Raw genomic sequence first — 19,366 nt, forward strand, 5'->3', positions numbered from 1 at the left:
CAAAGGGACGATGGAATCGCTGCTCCGCAACCTGGCGCTTCAACTGGGTGCCTCTCCGGCCGCTCCCGGAGAGGAACTGACCCCGTTTCTTCGCTTTGAGCGTCCCTGGTCACAGGGCCTCTTGCTGCTGGTCTTGCTCGTTGGCTCCTTCCTGATCGTTCGACTGTATCTGAGCGAGCGCGGGGGCTCGATCGCGTACCGACTCGGACTGGCCAGCCTCCGCGTCAGCTTGCTCTTGCTGACCATGTTCCTGATCGCCGAGGCGGTTCTGGTGGTCGAACGCGTCGATCTTCCTTACCTGGTGATCATGGCGGACGACTCGGCGAGCATGGCTCGTGAAGACCAGTATGCCGATGCCGAACTGGTTGAACGTGCCGCACAACTTGCGGCTGAAACCGAACGAGCGGATGTGAGCCGGTTTTCTCTCGTGCGATCCTGGCTCGGTCGTGAGAACGGGGCGCTGCTCGAATCGCTTCAGGAACAACATCGGGTCCGATTGTACTTAATGGCCGGTTCTGCCCGAGAACTCGCCGAGGTGGATGATCCTGAGGATGTCGGCCCGGCCCTATCGGCACTCGACGGCGCTCAAGCGATCGGAGAGCAGTCGTTACTGGGCACCGGGGTGCGCCAGGTGCTGACGGAACTTCGAGGAGCCCCCCCCTCGGCCATTCTGATTCTCACCGATGGTCAGTCGACACGAGGGGAATCCTTGTCCGATGTCGCTCCGCTTGCTGCGCGGAAAGGCGTTCCACTCTATACAATCGGAGTGGGTGATGACACGCCTCCCCGAGACCTCGCCCTGTCCGATCTCGTGGTGGATGACGTGGTCTTCGTCGGCGATGCCGTTCGGTTTGACGCCAAGCTGTCCTCCCGAGGCTTTGAAGGTCTTCCAATCACCATCCGACTGTTCGAGACTCCTCCTGATTCGGGAGACGACGCCCTCGCCAGTGGCCGCGAGGTGGCCTCAGTTCAGGTGGAAGCCCCACCCGACGGGCAGGCCATCCCGTTTGAAATCATCCATCGACCGCAGGAGACGGGAAGGTTCGATTACGTCGTCGTCGCCGAGCCGCAGCCCCGTGAAGATGGTGTCGAGAATAACCGCCTCCGACGCACCATCGCCGTCCGGGAAGACAAGATCAAGGTCCTCCTCGTCGATGGTCAACCACGCTACGAATATCGATATCTCAAAACGTTTCTGGAGCGTCGGCCGGAGTCGATCGACCTCCAGGTGGTGTTGCAAACGGCAGACCCGGAGTACAGCGCCCAGGATATCGTGGCGTTACCCAACTTTCCCACGGCGGCAGAGGGGGACGATGGGCTTTTCCGATACGACGTGGTGATTCTTGGGGATGCTGATCCGCTCTATTTCAGTGCTTCGCAACTTCAGTTGCTTGCAGATTTCGTCACCGAGGAAGGAGGCGGGCTTGTCTTCGCCTCGGGAGAGTTTTTTAATCCAATTTCTTACCAGGGAACTCCTTTGGAGCCGTTGATCCCGGTGCAGCTCACTGGGGCGCGAAATCCGTTTCAGGGAGGAGAGTCGGTTCAGCCGTTCCGGATGAACCTGACGGCCGAAGGTCAGGCCAGTCCCATCTTCCGGCTTGCCGACGAAGAAGCAGTAAGCGAGGAAGTTTGGGAAAACCTTCCGCTCCATTACTGGTTCCTGGAATCGCCTCGGAAGCAACCTGCCGCGTTCGTCCTGGCCGAGCATCCCTCTGTCGCCGGGTCCGACGGTCCTGTGCCGTTGGTGGCCTATCAATTCGTGGGGGCAGGCAAGTCCCTTTACATTGGATTGGACGACACCTGGCGCTGGCGGATCGGTACCGCTGACCGCTATTTTGGCCGATTCTGGGTCCAGATGATTCGCTTCATGGCCCGTTCTCGCCTGAACCGGGACCGACCGGCCGAACTGGCCACCGACCGCTCGACCTATCAATCAGATCAGCCGGTCCTGTTTCGTGCTCGATTCCTGAGCGCCGGTCTCGCTCCCCGTTCGGGAGAAGTCGCGGTTGAAGTGGAGCGGGGAGACCGTCCACCCGATCGCCTGATCCTTCGATCGACCGGAGATTCGTCGGATTCGTTCGAAGGAATTCTTCCGAACCCGGTGCCCGGCGACTATCGCATCCGGCTGCTTCCTCCCCCGGTGCTTGAGGGAGAGATTCCGACCGCCGAATTCCGGATTGAACCACCGGCCGACGAACGAGACCGAGTGCAACTCAACAAGGCTGAACTGGTTCGCGCCGCGTCGCTCTCCGGGGGAGAATACCGCTCGATCCTTGAAGCAGAAAATCTCCTCGACGACCTGCCACCGGCACGTAAGATTCCACTCGACACGGATCCGCCAATCCCTCTCTGGAACGACTGGCGCGTATTGTCCTTGTTTCTGGGGCTGTTGACCACGGAGTGGGTCTTGCGTAAGCGTAAACAAATGATATGAGTGACGCTGAGTACGGCTCAAGACTTTTGGAACGGAACCTTTCCCACGCGAGAGGAGCGGCGAGATGATGGAAACGCTCGATCACCGGATCGCCGGGCTCCGAGGCCACCTCCGACGGGTCCTCATCCTGAGGGGGCTCTGCTGGACAATCTTTTCCGCGGTCATGGCCTTTATTACCCTGACCTGGATCGACTGGTTCGTTCCGCTGACCTGGAACGTCCGGGTTGTGGCCTTGGTTCTCGCGGGAATCGTCGTGGCTCTCATCGCCTGGCGAGAACTGGTCCGCCCGTTACTGATTCCGTTCGATGATCTCCGGCTCGCGTTGTTGATCGAGCGCCGATGGCCCCACCTCAACGATCGCCTTTCGAGCACCATCGAGTTTCTCAAGGCCCGCGGTGCCGCGGATGCTCACGATGGCAGATATGGGTCGGAAGCGCTCCGCGACCTCACCATCACTCAGGCGATGAACGAGATTCAGGGGCTTGATTTTCAGAGCATTCTCGATCCGAGGCCAATGCGGCTCGCTGCGACGATGGCGGGTTGGGCCGCGGCTGTGCTGCTGCTGGAGTCATTCATCGCACCGGAATTCCAGTCGATCGCCGCGCGGCGATTTCTTCTCGACGAGGTCGCCTGGCCCAAACGAACCGAACTGGAAATCGCAGAGGCGCCAACCAAACTGGCCAGAGGAATGCCATTCGAACTCACGGCTCAGGCTGGCGTCGGTCGTGAGCTCCCCGTGGTCCCTCCGCGAGCCTGGTTCGAGGTTCTGAGTCACGTCGCTCCTCCCTTGAAGCTGTTCGACGGAGCGCTTCGAGGCCGTCCACCTGGTTCGGCTCGGATTATCTATCGATTCGAGGACGGAGAAACGATCAATTCGGCGCTCCGTCCTGAGGATCGCGGGACGTTTCACGGTCGTCTCGACGCGGTCAATCAGTCGTTCCGGTTTTATGTTGCCGCCGGGGACGACACGACCGAGTGGGTGAATGTGGCTGTCGTGCCTCCTCCTTCGCTTGATGCGGTGGAGGTGCAGGTGGTTCCGCCAGCGTACACACGACCTTTCGCCAGCGATGAGGAACGCGAAGCCGCCGTCGAAACACTTGCCTCGGATCAGACCCAGATTCGGGCGCTGCAGGGCTCGGTCATCCGATTCAATGGTCGGGCCAATAAGCCACTGAGCTCTGCGAGCTTGATGATTCACGAGGAACCCACCGACATCCCGGTTTCAATCGAGGACAATGGTGAGCGTCTGCTAGCCTCGGTCGATGCTCAGGGGGCTGGCTCGTACTGGTTCTCCCTGCGTGATCGTGACGGCTTCTCCAACCCTGAGGCAACCCGTTACGAGTTGCGAACGATTGTCGATACACCACCGCTCGCCCTGATTGTCGAGCCGCAATTTGATGTCTCTGTTCCTGTGTCTGCCACCGTTCCCCTCCGTATTCGCGCGGAAGATGACTTTGGGCTTCAACTGGTTCGACTGCTCTACACGGTGACCAAGCCTGATTCCGCCGAAGCCGAGGATCATGTCGTTCCCCTTTGGTCCTCGGAAGCCACGATCGACGGCGGACGATCACTTGCTCAAGAAGTGGAGCATCGACTTGAGCTTGCGCCCTTGAACGTGACTCCCGGCTCGATCATCTCAGTGTCCGGAGAGGCCCGAGACTTCTTCAGCAGTCCGGATGACGCAGGGCCTCACCTCACCCGGAGTCGGTCCATTCGGATTCGAGTGATCTCCGAGGAGGAATACCGAGGCCAACTGGATGACCGTCGGCGAGAGATCCGGGAGGAAATCGAACGGATCTTTGAGATGCAGAAGCTCGCCATGCCTCCTGTGCGAGAGGCGATCAACGAACTCGACGCAGCTGGTCAGATCGAGCAAGAAACCGGCGATCGGCTGCGAGAAGCGTCGGTCATGCAACGCCAGGTCGGTGGCCGTCTCGACGAGTCGGGCAACGGTCTTGGAGACCGAATTCAGCGCTTCCTCGACGACATGGAGAATTCCCGGATGTCCGATCCGGAGGTCGCCGATCAGATGCAGCAAATGAAAGCGGCCGTCGATCGAATTCGTGCCGAGCATCTCCGCCCGGCCGAGCAAGGAATCTCCCGAGCAATCCGCGACCTCGAACCGCAAATCGACGGTCAGAATCGCATTGGCAACACCGAAGCGGAGCCCGCCGAAACCGAACCGCAATCGGGGGGACAACCCTCAGTTGGTCAAGCCAAGGATACCGCGACGGGAGAGGCTGCTCCGTCGGCCCCGGCGGAGTCGACGGAGCCTTCGCCTGCTGGCGAGGAACCCCCGACGGAGGCTGCTCCCGAGGGAGCGGCTCAACCGTCGGCACCGAGCGATCCTGTCGCGACCGAGTCTCGCCGTTCTCTCGACGAGTCTCGCCAAAGCCAGCAGGCCATCGCTCGTGAACTCGAAGGGATGCTGCAGGGGCTCAGTGAGTTTGAGACCCTTCGAGGCGTGACCCAGGAGGCTGAGCAACTCCTGAACGACCAGGATGCCGTCAAGAAAGACACTGAGCAGCGGGCGACTGATCCCGGCCTGATGGGAAAGACCCCCGACCAACTGAACGCGGAACAGAAGGCCGACCTTCAGAATCTGGCCGACCGACAACGCGACGTCTCTCGGGATCTTCGAGATCTGGCCAATCGGATGAACGATCTGACTGAGGGGTTGGCCGAAAGTGATCCCCTCGCGGCTGAGGCGTTAAAGGATGCCCTTGATCAGCTTCAACGTGAAGGAACCGCGGCCGAACTCGGGCAGGCGGCCGAGCAGATCGACCGCAACCAGATGGGCCCGGCAGGCCAGGCTCAGGACAAGGGTCGCGAGGCGATGCAGAACCTCGTTGATACCTTGAAAAACCGTCGTGAAAACGATCTGGAACGTCTGCTCAAACAACTCCAGGAAACCCGATCGGAGCTTGCCCAGGCCCAGCGTCAGCAGACCGATCTGCTGGAACGGACCCGACAGGCTCAGGGGCAACAAGGCCAGCAAGGCGGCAAGCCTCAGGGGGCTCAGCAACCCGGCGGGGAACAACCTCAAGGGGGCCAGCAAGCAGGGGGAGAGCAGGGGGGGGAAGCCGACCGTGCTCGCCTTCAGGAACTTGCCAAGGAGCAGGAACAGCTTGAGCAGGAGCTCCGGCGCCAGCTCCAAAAACTCCGAAAACTTCGAGCTGATCAGGCCGCCCGAGCCGGTTCAAGAGCGGCCTCTCGCATGGGGAACGCCGGTCAGAACCTCGATGAAGGAGATGGCGAAGCCGCGATCCGCGATGAGGAAGAGGCCCTCCGCGATCTCGAACAGGCCATTGCCGATACGGACCAGGCGATTCAAGAGGCCCAGGATCGCCTCTTGATGGAGCAATTTGCCAAGATTCGCGATCAGCTTCGCGCGTACAATGATCGGCAGAAGCGACTGCTTGAAGAAACCGAGGCGTTCGAGGCGCGTCGGCAGGCGGGAGGCGGACGACTCTCCCGCGCCGATAGTTTCGATGTTCGCAATCTCGGTCGTGCTCAGGCCGGTCTGAAGGATGAAACGGCGTCACTGGCTGAGCGGCTCGAAGGCGCTCCCGTATTCAAACTCTCTCTCGAACGAGCGATTACTCGGATGGTTGAAGCCGCCGAGCAGCTTGCCGAGATTGAGACGGGCGCCGAGACGCAGCGTGCCGAAGAAGATGCCAGTCGTTGGTTGGAACGTCTGGTCGCCTCGCTTGATCCCCCGAACGAGGAGGATCAGCAAGAGGGAGAGCAGCAGCAACAACAAGGCGGAGGCCAGGGACAACCCGGCCAGGGAAATCAGGGAGACGGCATCCCCGCGGAAGCCCAGATTCGCATGCTGAAGGCCATGCAGGAAGACATCAACATCCGCACTCAGGAACTGGACGAACTCAAGCGGCGAGACGAACCGCTGTCGGAAACGCAGGAGGAGGAGTTCGTTCGCCTCGAAGAAGATCAACACACAATCGCTGACCTGCTCCGTGACCTGATTCGCCCGCGACAACCGGATGGCCTGGAGGACTGACCCATGCCCGCGACTCGATTCCTGATCCCGACGCTGGTCCTGGTTTTCGGGATTGGTCTCTCGGCATCCGCTCAGGACGACGCCCTCGATCGCCTGCTGGACGAGATCCAGCAGGGCACAAACCCTTCAGACGACGCCAAGGCAGGAGAGAAACCGTCTGGAGACAAGGCCAAAAAACCGGCTCCCCCCCCTCTGGGAGACGAGGAGGCCGATGTCGATAAGCTTCTTGAAGGTCTGATCGGCCCAAGATCCGATCGACCTGACGCCGAGGGACAGGCCCCGTCTGACCTGGGACTGGACGCGATGCCGGATCGCCCCGATCGTCTCGGGGACGACGCACGGGATGAACTTGATCGCGAGGAACAGGCGTTCGATGATTACCTGCGTCGCCTGCTCGGTCGCATCGACCCGCCCAAGGATGAAGACCAGCGTCAGCAGTCTTCCGAGGAAGGCGGCCCCCTCTCAGAAACCATGGAGAAGATGCGCGAGGTCGAAAAACGCCTCTCCGAGCTCGACACCGGGGATCAAACCCGGGAGCAGCAAGAACAGATTGTTCGCGACTTCGATGAGTTGCTCCGCCGCATTCGCCAGCAACAACAACAGCAGCAACAGCAACAACAACAGACGGAAATGGCGGGGCAGCAACCTCAGGAGCAAGGGCAAGATCAGAACGGCGAGAACAACGGCGAACAGACCGGCGCTCCTCCCAAGACCCCCGAGCAGAATCCCGCTCTGGTCAACGCGAAGGATTCCTGGGGCCATCTCCAGGATTCCCTCCGCGAGGTCATGGGGAACGTCAGCAGGATGATGCCGCTCGATCAACGACGCGAACTGATTGAACGTTACTTCCTGTCAGTGGCCAAAAAAGGCGTGGAGCGTTAATTCACCCCGTGGTCCTTTGATCTTGAGTGATTCCGGAGTCCCGACCATGGGTCAACCGCTGTCAATGCAATTCCCTCGCCTCTCGCGGCGCTGTTTCACTCGACTTGCGTTGTTCGGATTCGGAGCAGTTGTCGCCGGCCCCCTCCCGTCCGTTTCTGGTCGCCAGGATACGGGGTTTCGGGAAGGACGAACCGGGGAAGTGCCGGAGGGTTCGGCGGCACTGGTTGACGATCGGACGATTCGGGCGATCGATGATGGGCTCGCCTGGCTCGCGGCGAACCAGGCTCCTGACGGCTCCTATGGCAGCGGTTCTTATCGAGCCGCCATTTCGAGCCTTGCGGGTTTGGCCTTTATGGGCAACGGTTCGTCGCCCGGCCGGGGTCCATACGGCAGGAATATCGACGAAGCACTCGGCTATGTCATGTCCTGCGCCGATGCCTCAGGGTTTGTCTCCAGCCCTCCGCCCTCCAATAACCCGATGTATGGTCATGGTTTCGCCACCTTGTTCCTGGCGGAAGCCTATGGAATGTCTCGCCGGTCGGAACTGCGGCCGATTCTGGAGCGGGCGGTCCGGTTGATCATCGATACGCAAAATGAAGAAGGCGGATGGCGTTATCAGCCCGTCCGGGACGACGCGGATCTGTCTGTCACCATCTGTCAGATCAATGCCCTTCGAGCCGCTCGAAACGCTGGCCTCTTCGTTCCCAAGGAGACGGTCGAAGAATGCATTGACTATGTCAATCAGGCGCAGAACCCCGATGGTGGCTTCCGGTACATGTTGCGGGGGGGATCGAGCGCCTTTCCTCGATCCGCCGCCGGTGTTGTGGCGCTCTACAGCGCTGCCGTCTACAACGATCAGGCGGTTGACGACGGGATCGAATACCTCAAGCAGCATCGGCCCGATGACCGCTTCCTTCGTCGACTTCCCCACTACTTCTACGGCCACTACTATGCCGCCCAGGCCATGTGGATTCGAGGGGGAGAGGATTGGAATCGGTGGTATCCCGCTATTCGAGACGAGTTGCTGAACGATCAGGAACCCGATGGTTCCTGGTCCGACGGATTCGGTCCAGCGTACGGAACGGCCATGGCCCTGATCATCCTTCAGCTCCCGTTCAGTTGCCTGCCAATCTTCCAGCGGTAGCAGGTTTTCCGATCGAATCTCGAATCCGATCTGAGAATCACTTCGACGCGTGTGAGCATTGCTCGATCGTCGCCAGAGACATGACGGCCACCATGAACATTGCCGATCGACCTTCCCTTCTCCTGTGCACGCTCTGGCTTGGGGTCCGGCTAGCCGTCCCTGAGTTCACCATGGCCGCTCAGGACGCTCCCGATCCCCTCCCGTCCGAGCCGGTGTTTGATGCGATGCTGAGTAACGGCTCGATCATTACGGGTCGGATTCGCTCAATGTCCTTCGAGGGTCCGTTGGAGTTAGTCGATGAGCAGGGAGAGGATCGCATCGTCGAGGGAGAGGATCTGGTCAAGCTTTCCAGGCATCGCTCCGTCGTCTCGCAAGGGGGTTCGGAGGCACCACTGGTGGTGCTTCCTCTCGGCGATCAAATCCGAGGACAACTCGATGCGGCAGACGAACAGACCATCGAGTTAAGGTCTTCGATCTTCGGAGCATTGAGCATCCCGCTCGATGCCGTCGTCGGATTTTCGATCACGCCCGCTCTGAATCCTCAGGCAGAGGCAACGACGATACGAAGCCTGAGAGACACTGCTCGTGCATCCGATCGTCTGTTCCTTGTCAACGGGGACGAACGCGATGTCACCTTCTCGGCAGTCGGAGAGTCGGAGGTGGCATATCTGGATGCCAATCGGTTACAGAAACTTCCCAAGGAAATGGTGCAAGCGGTGGGACTCGATCCGGGATTATTACAAATTCCCGAAAGTCCTGATCGCTCGTTCGACTTTGTCTTTACGGACGGGAGCCGCCTTCGACTGATCGAGCTCAGCATCCGAGAGGGGCGATTGAAAGGAAAGACCTCCATCGGTGTTGAGCTTGATGCACCGATCGACCGGATCGCCAGTTGCTATGCGTTGAACGAGCGAATTGTCTATCTCTCAGAACGGGAAGCGGCCCGCGAAGTCACCGTTCCCTACGTGGGCCCCGCTCGCCCGGTCCAAACCAACACCACGGTCTTCGGAAACCCGATTACCGTCAACGGTCGGCAATTTCTCCGAGGGCTCGGGACGCAGAGTCGTTCCTTGCTTGCCTATCAATTGCAGCCGGAAGATCAACGCTTTCAGGCTCGCCTTGCCCTGGATGATATTGCCGGACCGCTGGGAAACGTCGTGTTTCGCGTTCTGGTCGATGGAGAGGAGCGATATGCGTCGCCTCCCGTCACATCAGGGGTTGACCCCATCGCAATCGACGTGGACGTGTCGGGGGGCAAGTTCCTGATCCTCGCGACGGAGTTCGGTCCTGGTGGCGGCATTCGCGATTACGCTGTATGGATCGATGCACGGCTCATCCGCGAGTTTGGCGACACGGAACCTCCGGTTGCTGGCAACTGAACTCGCGTTCGATTATGCTTCGGTTCATGCCAGAGAAAACTCCCACGACCTACGGACCCGATCGCGAACGGCAACTCGCGCATCTTGCGTCGAGTGTGGGCCACCATCTCATCAACGCCTTCAGCGCGGTCGTCAGTAACGCCGAGATCCTCAAGCTCTCAAATCCTTCAGACCTCGAGTCTGATCCCGAGCTTGCAGAAACGGTGGATGTGATCGTCAACGTGTCGGTCAAGGCATCGGGAGTCGCACGTCGATTAATCGATTTCACTCGCCCCTCGACACAACCTCTCGATCAGCCGGTTGATCCGGTCATGCTCCTTCAGGAGGTCATCGCCGCATTCTCGCAAACCTACCCAAAGGTTTCCTGGATTATTGATTGCAAACCGGTTGCATGCCTGAATGGAGATCCGGCACAACTCCGATCGATGTTCGAGTACATGATTCTCAATTCGATCGAAGCACTCCATACTACGGGTGGGCAGATCATCATTCGATCGCAGTTCGATGAGCCCGAGTGGACGAGTTTGATTATCGAGGACGACGGGCAAGGCATGGATGCAGTGATTCAGGAGCAAGCGCTCGAACCGTTTTTCTCAACGAAACCAGGTCGCCTGGGTATTGGGCTCTGTCTGGCCAACAGTATTTGGCGTCGGCACGGGGGAACGCTCTCGATTCTCAGTAAGCCTGGTCAAGGGACGATGCTCCGCATGACCTATAGCAGTCAGCGCTGCTGATTCCGAGTGCGTGTGATTCGGATTTCTGGATCAGGTGGCTGTTGACCATCGCGATGCAAGCCCAATGGTGCCGCAGGGAAGGTGAACTCAGCCGATCGGATGAGTCCTTCGCCTTCGGTCGGTGCCTGAAACCGAACCCGAGCCCCGAGGATCTCAAGCCGCTCAAGGCTCAACGCGATCCGGGAGCCGGGATCTGTTCCCACCTCTTCCAGGCAGACGAGACGACCAAACAATGGATCTTCGCGAAGGCTCGTCAGGTTGTTAATCAATTCCTCGGAAGACGAAACCATCGAGAGACGACTGGCGCTGCCATGCTCTGATGGATCGGACGTCAGGACCAGCGAAACAGAATCCCCCGGTTTCGCGGAGTCGACGGCCAAGGCAGCCCATTCGAGGAGTGCCTCAAGGCAGAGAACGCGATCTGTCAGGATTGGACGAATCGGTCCTTCAAGAACGCAGCTCCAGGCAACCCCACGACCAAAGGCCTCGGGCATGACTTGTCGGTCGATCTCAACGAGTAACTCGTCAGGCCGAACGGCAAGCAGCTGCGGCGAGGGCAGTGCCCGAACCTGATCTATGTAATCCAGATAGCGCTGAGTGAGGACCGCAACATCGTCACACATCGTTGCAGCGGTCGTCAGATGGGGGTGCACGGATTGCGGGACGATCGGGTTCAGAGAGAGCGACTCGACCGCCTCTCGAATGTCGATCAAGGGTTTCTCAAGATGTTCGCCGATCGCCGCAAGAATCCCTCGCAACTCGGGAACATCATGTACCGTCCTGAAGGCTCCTCCAGAATCTGAGGGAGCGGGCTCAGCACATCCATGCATAACAATCGCCTGAGAGGTCGGATCGATCGTTCAGAGACTCAGAACCAAAGACACGCGATGGCCAACGACCAAAATTGGGGATCACTGCCGGCCGTGCCCAGAGAAGAGAGAAGAACCTTCCCAGTTGAAATCTTTCATCCCTGGCAAGGTCAGGCTACAGTCCATCTCTCTGTTGTGTCAACCAGTGGGATTGACAGGCCAGAGAAGACCGACCGTTTGGCAGAGGCTCCAGGAATTCAGATCAACTCATGCGCATGAACGATCGTTTCGGCCAGCTTGGCCATTGCGATTCGGCGATCCTGACTTTCACGCTGCAAAAACCGGAAGGCCTCAGCCTCGGTCAAGTTTTTCCGAGACATGATAATGCCTTTGGCTTTTTCGATCATCTTTCGATCGCGAAGCGTGGCTTCCAGTTCTTCGCTGCGCTTTTTGTATTGATCTAATTCCCGGGCCTTGGCGACAGCCATCTGAATGGCTGCGTTGAGGGCGGGGCCAGTGACCGGTTTCAGCAGGTACTGAATGGCACCTTCCTGAATGGCGGCCTCGACCAGCTCGGGTTGACCGTGAGCGGTCAAAATAATGACAGGAGTTCCGGGATCCTGGGCAATCTGGCGGGCCGCAGAAAGCCCATCGAGACCGGGCATTTCGATGTCGAGGATTGCCACATCGGGCAGCGTGCGGCGGCACATCTCGATTGCCCGCTGGCCATCCTCCGCCACTGCGGCAACGCTGTATCCCATTCTGCTCAGAATTTGCTGGAGGCTTGCCCCCACCTTCCGATCATCATCGGCGATGAGTACCTTCATTGCGATGAGCTCCCTTCGTCGGTCGCCGTCGCTCGTCACGAGTTAGAGTCGAGGCTGCAAAGAAGGATCGTACCACGGTACAATCCTCGTGCCAAAGAGACGATCGACAGAATTATTCGAGTCCAAGCGTTGCAAACGGTTCTCGGTCGTCCCTCAGCACTGCTTGCTGGACGATTGAGCCGAGCCTTGATCCCTTGATTTTCCTGACCCAACCCCATGAGGGCGAACCAGTTTCCCAAATCGGGGTTACCACAAGGAACTGAAATCGGTGAAGGTACACGTTCCCCAGGTCTTGTTGTTTCAGGATTTGGTGGTCGGAGAGGCTTGGGAGAGTGTCTCTCGGACAGTAACTCAGGCGGAAATCTCCCTTTTCGCGGGTCTCTCAGGTGACTTCAATGCACTGCATGTCGACCACGAGGCCGCTCGATCGGGGCCATTCGGGCAACCGGTTGCCCACGGGTTGCTGGGTCTTGCGATTGCCAGTGGACTTGGGACAACCGCCCCACGAGTCGAGACGCTTGCGTTCCTGGAAATTGTCTCATGGTCCTTTCGAAGTCCAATCACGATTGGCGACACCATTCGCGTGCTCACCCGAGTGGAGGCGCTGGAGCCCCGTGCCAGAGGCCGACGAGGAGTCGTGACCTGGAATCGCCAGGTTGTCAACCAGCGCGGCGAGGTGGTTCAGGAAGGACAAACGCGCACGCTCGTCCGGGGCCGTTCCACCTCGGTCGACGAGGCCGGCGATTCTCCCTCGATGTGATCGCCAGAGTCGTTTCAAGATTCGGGCAATCGTAACGCGGTAAATGCCTGAACCTGACCGATGATCGCCGGTTCGGTCGGGAGTCGCTCGATACTACTCGCCCCAAAAAAGCCAACGACTCCTCGGGTTCGAGTCAGCACCTCAGCGGCGTCGGATGGCTCGGCAATTGGTCCTCCGTGGCAGAGGACGAGAACATCGTCTCGGGCCGAGTGGGCCGCGTCGGCCATGACTTGAACTCGTTCGATTGCTTCGTCGATTCCCAGGGCGGATTGTGCTCCAATCAACCCCTTCGTGGTGAGACCAACGTGTGCGACCACCACGTCGGCTCCAGCGCTGGCCATCGCGTAAGCTTCGTGCTCGTCATGAACATAAGGGCAGGTCAGGAGGTCGAGCCGATGGGCTCTCGCGATCATGGAGACTTCCTTGTCATAGCCCATTCCGGTTTCTTCAAGTCCCCTTCGAAATTGCCCATCGATCAATCCGACGGTCGGGAAGTTCTGGACCCCAGCGAACCCGGCGTCGCGAACCTCGGCCAGAAATCGATCCATGATCCGGAAGGGATCAGTCCCACAGACTCCCGCCAGGACGGGGGTGTGATCAACCACCGGCAAAACCTCGCGAGCCATTTCCATGACGATCGCGTTGGCATCGCCGTAGGGCATCAGACCCGCGAGGCTCCCGCGTCCAGCCATCCGGAAACGTCCCGAATTGTAGATGATGATCAGGTCAATTCCTCCGGCCTCTGCGCACTTGGCACTCAGGCCGGTCCCGGCGCCGCCACCGATAATAGGTTGGCCCGAGGCGATCTTCCGTCGGAATCGTTCCAGGATCTTCGTCCGCGTCACTTGTTCACCTTCCCTCTTGCAGCGAGAAGTCGTTCAACAGCCGTATCGGCGAATGCTGGATCGTTGAGATGCATGGGGAGGGATTCAACCCGCGTGTGAGTCGCATCTTTCAATCCGTCTCGGAGGGCCGAGAACAGGGCTTCGTCTGCCTCGGGGTCGTAGAAGGGTTGACCGGGAGCATCAAGCGCTGAAACGCCGAGTTCGGGTAGCAATACGACTGTTTCGACTCGAGCATCCCAGAGTACCTGAGCCATTCGTTGGCCGATCAATTGACACTCGCGAGCTTGAGTGCGCATCAAGGTGACTGTCGGATTATGAACATGGAACGTTCGGCCACGGAAACGCTCGGGAACCGTTTCCAGAGGGCCGAAGTTGACCATATCGAGTGCGCCGACACTGACAACTTGCGGTACACCGGCGGCAACTGCGGCGGTCAGACGATCGGGCCCTGCGGAGAGGACGCCTCCGACAAGTTCATCGGCGAGTTCGGTCGTGGTGAGGTCGAGCACTCCGTCGACCAGCCGGTCCTGGATTAATCGCTCCATCGCCTGCCCGCCCACCCCGGTCGCGTGGAAGACGATCACCTCAGCCCCCTGGGCTTCGAGCCGGGCTCGAGCCCGATCGACGCAGGGGGTTGTCACACCAAACATGGTGGCGGTGATCAGCGGACCATCCGATGATCCTTCACTTGCATCTGGAGTGGAGTGCCCCCGGACCATGCCGACCATTGCCTCGGCGGCATTGAGCAGGACGCGCCGGGTGATTCGGTTCAGACCGGCGAGGTCTGCGATCGATGGGATCATCATCAGATCGCTCCCGCCCACATAGGGACGGGTTTGTCCGCTGGCCAGGGTACTCACCATGATCTTCGGCAGACCAAAGGGGGCAGCCCGCATGGCTGCAGTACCGATGGTGGTTCCTGCCGAACCTCCAATCCCAAGGATGCCCTCGACAGCGTCTTCCTCGATCAATCGACCAACCAGCCGAGAGACCCCCCGAGCCGCATCGGACACCGCTCGGCCCCGATCTCGATGCTGATGCACCGCGTCGAGTGACGAACCGGCGGCTTCAAACACTCGATCCCGGGGGATGTCTGCTTCAATCGCTCCGGGATCACCCGATCCGGCATCGATCACCAGAACCTTCAAACCCTCAGATCGGAGGAGATCTCGGAGAAATGCAAGTTCCCGACCTTTCGTGTCGAGTGTGCCGATCAGGAGGACCGCCATCTCGCAACTCCCGTCTCAGATCGATCCGATCCAAAGAACCCGCATGGGTTTTATTCGCTCAACGAAGGGGCAGGAACCGGGTGAGCCGGTCTTCCTGCCCCCGATTTCTCAAACCGCAACACTCCAGTTCGTATTGCGCTCGGGATTAATAGTTCGCCAAAGCGGACGCGGCCTCTCCCTGGTTGAAGCGATCGGCCAGGGCGGTCGCGTACTGGAGCATCATCGAGAGTTCGCTTCCGACGGCGATAAACCGCCATCCCTCGTCGATTCGTCGCTGGGCGTCGTCTGGGTCCTTGACATGAATTCCGCAGGGGACATCATGCCGCGCTGCAGCCTCGCGAATACGGAGGAGGACCTCCTCGACACGCTCAGGGGTCGGGGCGACTCCCTTGGCTTCTCGAAGCGAGGCTGCCAGGTCGTTGGGACCGACAAAGATCGCGTCGATGCCGGGGACAGCGTAAATCTCGTCGGCTCGCTCGACCGCGTCGATATGCTCGGTTTGGATGACGACAAGGATTTCCTCGTCGGCTCCCGCATAGTATTTTTCGGCCGTTGTTCCGTAGTTAAGCGCATGTAACGACCCACCGAGCGACCGATTCCCCAGCGGAGGATATTTGCAGGCAGCAACGGCGATCTGAGCTTCCTCCGGAGTCATCACCATCGGCACAACGATCCCCATTGCACCGCAATCGAGGACCGACTTGATGAGATCGTGGCGACAGCAGGAAACGCGTGCCAGCGGAGTGCAGCCGGCATCAGCAATCGCGCCAAACATCAAGGCGGCCGTCTGGATGTCGGTGTGGGTATGCTCCAGGTCAACCGTCAGCCAGGGAAGACCAGTTCGGGCCAGAAATCGAGCTGCAAAGGTACTCCCGAGGGATAACCAGGTACCAACCTGCGGCTTCCCTTCACGAAGGGCTCGCTTGACGGGATTCGGCTTCACGGATCGAAACTCCCAAATCGAATCTTGGACGGGTTCCCGAAACCGATCAGATGGCAGTCGGCTGGGAAATCAACGTCCAGTCTGTCACGGTCCCGCGCGACGAGCAAGGCAGAGATGGCCGGACAGGACTTCCGGACCTGCAAAACGAGTTGGGATTCACCCGGAGCCTGACAGAAGTCGGAGTATCAGGATCATCCTGCGCTTCTCATAGACCGAATTTACACGCAAATGTTTCATGAATTGCTGCTTTCAACCCGCTCGCACTCAATGTTGAATGTTCCGTTCTTCGAGAATTTCCGAAGAAGAATTCAGATGGCATGGTTTCAACCTTCTCCGCATGCGATGATACTCAAGACCAAGAACAAATCGTCTTGAAATCGACCGACGCATCGGGTTCGATTCGACGAATTTGGCGAGGCGTGGGCATGCGGATCACGATCGTCACCGAGACCTATTTTCCGCAGGTGAATGGTGTCTCTCGGACCCTCTCACAGCTCGTGCGAGTCCTGAAGGAATCGGGCGATGCTGTGCAACTTATCCATCCCGATTATGGGACGCCCAACCTCGCCGAGGGTTCCTCTCGAGTTCCCTCTCTTCGGGTTCCGTTCTATCCGGATGTCCGACTTCCTCGCCCTCCGTATCGAGGGGTTTGTCGGTCGATCCAGCATTTTCGGCCCAACCTGATCCATATCGCGACCGAGGCGACCCTGGGACTGGCCGTCCTTCGATATGCCGTCTCAAACGGGCTTCCCGTGGTTTCCAGTTTCCACACCAATTTCGATCAGTACTCTGACCACTATCGAATCGGTTGGGCTCGAGGATTGATCTGGCGCTATCTCCGGTGGTTCCACAATCGGACGCGGGAAACCTATGTTCCGTCTCGAGCCACCATTGAGAATCTCAACGGACATGGCTTTCAAAATCTCGTCCTCTGGCCAAGAGGAGTCGACGCAAATCTCTTCCGTCCAGACCGGGTAGGTCGCGAGTCCGTCCGAAAGGCGTTGGGATTCGAGGCAGACGATGTGGTGATCTCGTATGTTGGACGGATTGCCGCCGAGAAAAATATCGACTACCTGGCCGAGGCTCTTTCAAGGTCTGTGCATCGTTGCCCTCGGATTCGCCTGCTGATCGTGGGTGACGGCCCTGCGCGTCCACTGATCGAGGCTCGACTGGGCAAGATGGCTCGCTTTGTCGGGTTCCGATCCGGCGAAGATCTGGCCGACCATTATGCCGCCTCGGATCTGTTTGCCTTTGCTAGTCGAACCGAAACCTTCGGGAACGTGGTCCTCGAAGCACTCGCTTCGGGCCTGCCGGCGGTCGTGCTCGCTGACGGTGGTCCGGCGGAGATCGTTCTACACGGCACGACCGGGCTGGCGATCCATCCCGATGCCCCACCCTCAACCTTTTCCGACGCCCTGCTTGCCCTGGCCGAGGATGCTCCCCTTCGCCGTCTTCTTGCCGAGAATGCTCGCGACTCTGCCCGATCCCAGAGTTGGGAGCAGATCATGGGCACGCTTCGCGAACGATACGCTCGGATCATCGAGGAGTCTGTGCCGGCGGTGATTCCCGTTGGCTGACCGTTGCCCTTGATCGAGTGAGTTCTGCAAAACGATCCTTGCGAACCCAGAGACCGCGGCCATCCGGTGAGATCGGAATGCGATAGAGGGTTGTTGGTAAGTATCCTTCCTCAAGGAATTCCCTGAGGCTAGGGAAGGGGGGGTATGCGACCAGGACAAGTTCGGGCCGATTTTCCCGAAGATCGTCCATGAGTTCGGCAATTTTCGGTGAGATCACCGGATGGGGACGGTCGGCGAAGTCCCGCATCAGGTTATTCGTGAAGAAATGACGCGACGGCGCGTCCATCTTCGAATAAAAATTTAAAGGACTTTGCCATCCCCAGACCAGCAAGCTCGGATCGTTCCAATCGGCGGTTCGATCACCAAGGTCTCGCCCAATTCTCCGAAGTTCGACCCATTGGCCTCCCCCTTTGTGTCGAATCGTCAGTTGTTCGGCAGGGACCAGGAGGTAGTCTCTGACCTGGATCACCCCAAACGCCAGAATCGCCCCGGTCAGTCCGAGGCCGAAGACCCACGATCGCCAGGTTCTCCGCTGCGAAGATGCCAGGTCTCCAAGCATCACTCCCACGGCCAGTGCGATGCCAGGCATTGGCAACAAGTAGTAGTGGGCCCAGTACAATCTCGGGGCCACGACCTGAATCATTGCCGAGATCGTCCAGCCGACCAGGACCAACCGGCCAAAACTCGGCCGACGAACCGCCAGACCGATGAGCGACGGAACCGCAACCAGCCAGAGCGGCCAGGAACCTCGCCCCCACCAGACGAGGTACTTGGTGGAACCGAACGGCGGAGGCAACTCTCCCGAGGGATCGGCGTTGCCCGTGAGCCATCGGACTGCAGGTGAAGGCGCGTTCGGCTCGGCCTCGACATCCGTCGCCAACGCCCTTCCTGCACGAATGATGTCGTCGTAGGCGTCCCCCGCAACCCCGCGAACTGCGAGGATGCCGACCACAATGACCACGACCCCGAGAAATCCACCGATCAAGGCACCAAGCGACCTCAGCCGATCACGTAGTCTCAACTGATCGCTCACGTCTCGGCGAGGGAAGGCGATGATGGCCAGGACGAGAATCACCAGATGCAGCGCCGCGACCTGCTTGACCGCTGTCGCGAGTCCGGCCGCGATCCCGGCGAGCAACAGCCAGGTTCCTCGTTTCCCTGGTTCCTGCTCTGCCCTGAGAACTGCTGCCAATGCGGCCACCGCAAAGCAATTGATCGCCTGTTCAAGCTGTGCCCCGTTCCCGTATACGTAGGGGTCGGTGCTCAGGAGGACATAGAGGAAGGCGGAGATGACCGCAGCAATCGTCCCGCTCAGGCGTAAGCCGATCCACCAGACCAGGGCGACGGTGAGCAGAACCAGAGGAATCGGAAGCAATCGAATCGTAAGCTCGTTCGCTCCACCCATAGCAACCGACGCCGCATAGAGCCAGTACCCCAATGGAGGCTTGTTTTCGCTCAAATCGGCATAGAGCCGGTCACCTTGTACGAGTTTTCGAGCCATGTACGCATACGCGGCCTCGTCGCAATCGAGCGGTTCGACGTCCCCTTCCACGACGGGCCAGGGGGCAACACCGAGTCTTTGTTCCACTGCTGGGGCAAAGGTATGTCCGCGCCACCAGACCGCGAAAATCAATGTGATCACCAGCCCGGTAACCGCCCAGCCAGAGATCCGGGATCGCATGGCAATGTTGGCCAACGACTCCCTCCTGAGGTTAGAATCCAGACACGATCCCTCGCCCATCGCCACCTGTTGGCCTGGGTTTCCCTGATGCCCTCGGTGAT

The 19,366-nt window shown here is 59.4% G+C and carries 13 protein-coding genes; 8 read left to right on the forward strand and 5 right to left on the reverse strand.

Annotated features, from left to right (window positions below; genetic code table 11):
* Positions 1-10 precede the first annotated feature (10 nt).
* From GA615_RS04885 to GA615_RS04910, 6 genes are all read left to right on the forward strand, one after another.
* Complete coding sequence (locus GA615_RS04885) at positions 11-2,434, forward strand: VWA domain-containing protein (protein WP_152050153.1); 2,424 nt, start codon at positions 11-13, stop codon at positions 2,432-2,434.
* A 64-nt stretch (positions 2,435-2,498) separates the two neighbouring features.
* Positions 2,499-6,455, forward strand: coding sequence for a DUF4175 family protein (locus GA615_RS04890; RefSeq protein WP_152050154.1), 3,957 nt, complete (start codon positions 2,499-2,501; stop codon positions 6,453-6,455).
* Between the two features lie 3 nt (positions 6,456-6,458).
* The gene (locus GA615_RS04895; protein WP_152050155.1) at positions 6,459-7,337 is read left to right on the forward strand and encodes a hypothetical protein; all 879 of its coding nucleotides are present in this window, start codon (positions 6,459-6,461) and stop codon (positions 7,335-7,337) included.
* Between the two features lie 199 nt (positions 7,338-7,536).
* On the forward strand, positions 7,537-8,481 hold the full coding sequence (locus tag GA615_RS04900; RefSeq protein ID WP_161602179.1) for a prenyltransferase/squalene oxidase repeat-containing protein: 945 nt from the start codon (positions 7,537-7,539) through the stop codon (positions 8,479-8,481).
* 80 nt (positions 8,482-8,561) lie between these two features.
* Positions 8,562-9,860: an NPCBM/NEW2 domain-containing protein gene (locus GA615_RS04905; protein WP_152050156.1), complete on the forward strand. Its 1,299-nt coding sequence runs from the start codon at positions 8,562-8,564 to the stop codon at positions 9,858-9,860.
* 26 nt (positions 9,861-9,886) lie between these two features.
* On the forward strand, positions 9,887-10,594 hold the full coding sequence (locus GA615_RS04910) for a sensor histidine kinase (protein ID WP_161602180.1): 708 nt from the start codon (positions 9,887-9,889) through the stop codon (positions 10,592-10,594).
* Between the two features lie 1,066 nt (positions 10,595-11,660).
* Here the strand turns inward: GA615_RS04910 and GA615_RS04915 are convergent.
* A complete protein-coding gene (locus GA615_RS04915; protein ID WP_152050158.1) occupies positions 11,661-12,230 on the reverse strand; it encodes an ANTAR domain-containing response regulator in 570 nt (189 codons plus the stop codon).
* Between the two features lie 310 nt (positions 12,231-12,540).
* Here GA615_RS04915 and GA615_RS28020 point away from each other — a divergent pair, with 310 nt between their 5' ends.
* Positions 12,541-12,990 carry a MaoC family dehydratase gene (locus tag GA615_RS28020; RefSeq protein ID WP_261343920.1) on the forward strand — a complete coding sequence of 150 codons (450 nt, stop codon included), beginning with the start codon at positions 12,541-12,543 and terminating at the stop codon, positions 12,988-12,990.
* 14 nt (positions 12,991-13,004) lie between these two features.
* Here GA615_RS28020 and GA615_RS04925 read toward each other — a convergent pair whose 3' ends face one another.
* From GA615_RS04925 to GA615_RS04935, 3 genes are all read right to left on the reverse strand, one after another.
* Entirely contained in the window at positions 13,005-13,835 is an 831-nt protein-coding gene (locus GA615_RS04925) for a phosphoenolpyruvate hydrolase family protein (RefSeq protein WP_152050160.1), read from the reverse strand.
* Positions 13,832-15,064 carry a Tm-1-like ATP-binding domain-containing protein gene (locus tag GA615_RS04930; protein WP_152050161.1) on the reverse strand — a complete coding sequence of 411 codons (1,233 nt, stop codon included), beginning with the start codon at positions 15,062-15,064 and terminating at the stop codon, positions 13,832-13,834. Before GA615_RS04930 ends, GA615_RS04925 begins: the two co-directional genes overlap by 4 nt.
* Before the next feature lie 145 nt (positions 15,065-15,209).
* Entirely contained in the window at positions 15,210-16,007 is a 798-nt protein-coding gene (locus tag GA615_RS04935) for an HpcH/HpaI aldolase family protein (RefSeq protein WP_152050162.1), read from the reverse strand.
* Between the two features lie 425 nt (positions 16,008-16,432).
* Here GA615_RS04935 and GA615_RS04940 point away from each other — a divergent pair, with 425 nt between their 5' ends.
* The gene (locus GA615_RS04940) at positions 16,433-17,584 is read left to right on the forward strand and encodes a glycosyltransferase family 4 protein (RefSeq protein WP_152050163.1); all 1,152 of its coding nucleotides are present in this window, start codon (positions 16,433-16,435) and stop codon (positions 17,582-17,584) included.
* Here the strand turns inward: GA615_RS04940 and GA615_RS04945 are convergent.
* Positions 17,544-19,280, reverse strand: coding sequence for an ArnT family glycosyltransferase (locus tag GA615_RS04945; protein WP_161602181.1), 1,737 nt, complete (start codon positions 19,278-19,280; stop codon positions 17,544-17,546). The two genes, GA615_RS04940 and GA615_RS04945, sit on opposite strands and share 41 nt — an antisense overlap.
* Positions 19,281-19,366: the final 86 nt, after the last annotated feature.

The sequence above is a fragment of the Tautonia marina genome (assembly GCF_009177065.1).
Classification (GTDB): domain Bacteria; phylum Planctomycetota; class Planctomycetia; order Isosphaerales; family Isosphaeraceae; genus Tautonia; species Tautonia marina.

What these genes read in the sequence shown, in the direction of transcription:
- GA615_RS04890 (WP_152050154.1), top strand. Translation starts at nt 2,499, where the DNA reads ATGATGGAAACGCTCGATCACCGGATCGCCGGGCTCCGAGGCCACCTC.
- GA615_RS04910 (WP_161602180.1), top strand. Translation starts at nt 9,887, where the DNA reads ATGCCAGAGAAAACTCCCACGACCTACGGACCCGATCGCGAACGGCAA.
- GA615_RS04885 (WP_152050153.1), top strand. Translation starts at nt 11, where the DNA reads ATGGAATCGCTGCTCCGCAACCTGGCGCTTCAACTGGGTGCCTCTCCG.
- GA615_RS04905 (WP_152050156.1), top strand. Translation starts at nt 8,562, where the DNA reads ATGACGGCCACCATGAACATTGCCGATCGACCTTCCCTTCTCCTGTGC.
- GA615_RS04930 (WP_152050161.1), bottom strand. Translation starts at nt 15,064, where the DNA reads ATGGCGGTCCTCCTGATCGGCACACTCGACACGAAAGGTCGGGAACTT.
- GA615_RS04895 (WP_152050155.1), top strand. Translation starts at nt 6,459, where the DNA reads ATGCCCGCGACTCGATTCCTGATCCCGACGCTGGTCCTGGTTTTCGGG.
- GA615_RS04940 (WP_152050163.1), top strand. Translation starts at nt 16,433, where the DNA reads ATGCGGATCACGATCGTCACCGAGACCTATTTTCCGCAGGTGAATGGT.
- GA615_RS04915 (WP_152050158.1), bottom strand. Translation starts at nt 12,230, where the DNA reads ATGAAGGTACTCATCGCCGATGATGATCGGAAGGTGGGGGCAAGCCTC.